The organism is Streptomyces phytophilus, from assembly GCF_013870535.1.
In the GTDB taxonomy this organism is placed as follows: domain Bacteria; phylum Actinomycetota; class Actinomycetes; order Streptomycetales; family Streptomycetaceae; genus Streptomyces; species Streptomyces phytophilus.
Map to the genome: position 1 here is coordinate 1 of NZ_JACBXC010001053.1, position 2,152 is coordinate 2,152.

Annotated in this window: 2 protein-coding genes; one reads left to right on the top strand and one right to left on the bottom strand. The window is 74.2% G+C overall.

Annotation, left to right across the window (positions count from 1 at the left end):
* Positions 1-895 (bottom strand): ABC transporter ATP-binding protein (locus H5J30_RS28920; RefSeq protein ID WP_181790229.1); only part of this gene is annotated, 895 nt, incomplete at its 3' end.
* A 148-nt stretch (positions 896-1,043) separates the two neighbouring features.
* Between H5J30_RS28920 and H5J30_RS28925 the strand changes: the two genes are divergently transcribed.
* Entirely contained in the window at positions 1,044-1,769 is a 726-nt protein-coding gene (locus H5J30_RS28925) for a FadR/GntR family transcriptional regulator (RefSeq protein WP_309505663.1), read from the top strand.
* Positions 1,770-2,152: the final 383 nt, after the last annotated feature.

The following is a 2,152-nucleotide window of genomic DNA, read 5'->3' on the forward strand; positions in this document are numbered from 1 at the left end:
CGGGGCGCTCCTGCGCACACCGTGCGCGGTCGCGGCCCACCGGGCAGCGTGGGGCGAACGGGCAGCCCGGGGTCGCCTCGATCAGGTCCGGGGGCCGGCCCGGGATGGGCGTGAGGCGGTCGGCGCGGGCGTCGAGGCGCGGCAGCGACGCCAGCAGGGCCGCGGTGTACGGGTGCCGGGGCCGGGCGAAGACGTCGTACACCGTGCCCGACTCGACCACCCGCCCGCCGTACATCACGCACAGCCGGTCGGCGGTCTCCGCCACCACCCCCAGGTCGTGGGTGATCAGCACGGTCGCCGCCCCGGTCTCCCGCGCCGCCCGCCGCAGCACGTCGAGGATCTGCGCCTGGACGCTGACGTCGAGCGCCGTGGTCGGCTCGTCCGCGATCAGCACCCGCGGCCGGTTGGCCATCGCCATCGCGATGACCGCGCGCTGGCACATCCCGCCGGAGAACTGGTGCGGGTACGCGTCGTACCGCCCGGCGGGGTTCGGCACGCCGACCTCGTCGAGCAGTTCCACGGTCCGGGCCCGCGCGGCGGGCGCCGTCAGCGTCCGGTCGTGCACCCGCAGCGCCTCCGCGATCTGGTCGCCGACGCGCTGCACCGGGTTGAGGGCCGAGCCGGGGTCCTGGAAGATCATCGCCACGTCGCGGCCGAGCACCGCGCGCAGTTCGTCCGCCGGCAGCGCCAGCAGGTCCGTGCCGCCCAGCAGGGCCTGCCCGGTCACCCGCCGCACGTTCCCGGCGGACAGCAGCCCCAGCGCGGCCAGGGCCGTGACGCTCTTGCCCGAGCCGGTCTCGCCGACGACGCCGAGGGTCTCGCCGGCGGTGACGTCGTAGCTCACGCCGTCCGCCGCGCGCACCACGCCGGCCGGGGTGTCGAACTCGACGGTCAAGTCCCTGATGCTCAGGGCCGACCCTGTGTCTGGTGCCACCGGCTCCCCCTATGGGAACGTTCAGAGCCTGCAAGATATCCTACAAGTTCGGGACCGTAGGTTCACGGTGCGCCCCTGTCAAGAGCCGTGGTAGGACGGGGATTCGCGAGTGGACGAGACAAGTCGGGAGTCGCCGGTGCAACCAGCGTTCAAGCGGGTGGGGACCGTACCCCCGCTGCACAAGACGGTGCAGGACGAGATCAGGCACTACATCATCAAGCGCGGGCTGCGGCCCGGCGACCCGCTCAAGCCGGAGGCCGAGCTGGCCCGGCTCTTCGGCGTCAGCCGCAACTCCGTCCGGGAGGCGGTGAAGGCCCTGGAGTCCACGGGCGTGCTCGAAACCCGCCGGGGCAGCGGCGTGTTCGTCCGGGACTTCTCCTTCACCCCCCTTCTCGACAACCTCCCGTACGGGCTGATGCAGGGCCCCCGCGCGCTCGGCGAGCTGGTCGCGCTGCGCAAGGCGCTGGAGTCCGGGATGATCGCCGACGCGATGCGGTCGCTGACGCCGCGGAGCGTGGACTCGCTGCGCGAGGTGCTGGCCGGCATGCGGGCGGCGGCGGACCGGCACGAGGAGATCGCCGAGCTGGACCGGGAGTTCCACCGGCTGCTCTTCGCCGACCTCGGCAACTCGATGCTGCTCCAGCTCTTCGACCTCTTCTGGGTGGCCTACCACCGGGCCGCACCCACCGCCCCGCACCGCGACCCGGAGGTGATCCACGAGCTGCACGCCCGTATTCTCGACGCGGTGCTCAGCGGCGATCCCGAACGGGCCAGGGACGCCGTGCGGCAGCACTACGTCGGCATCGAGGAGCGCGTCGCCGGGTCCGCGCCCTGACGGCGCGGGCAGCCCGGCCCGCTCCTCCGGCGGATCGGGGCCGACCGGCCGTTGACAGCGGCGGTGCCGCGGTGGTGGGCTCTCCGCTGCGCCCCGCGTGCGGGCGGGCGCCCCGGGTGTCCGCGGGTGCTGGTGTATGGGACACGTACGGGCATCCTTAACCGCGCCGAAACGCGCGGTCGATGAGCGGCCGACAGCGTCGGCGTATGGTCGAGGAGACGGCCGGGGGCCGGTGCACGGCACCGGAAACGGACGGAGGGCAGGCGGAGTTGGGCGGATCTGCCAGGCGGCGGGTGGCCACGGCCACGGCGCTGTCCGCCGCCGTGATCGGCGGGCTGCTCGGCGGCCGGGCACCGGACGCCGCCGCACAGCCCCAGCAGCCG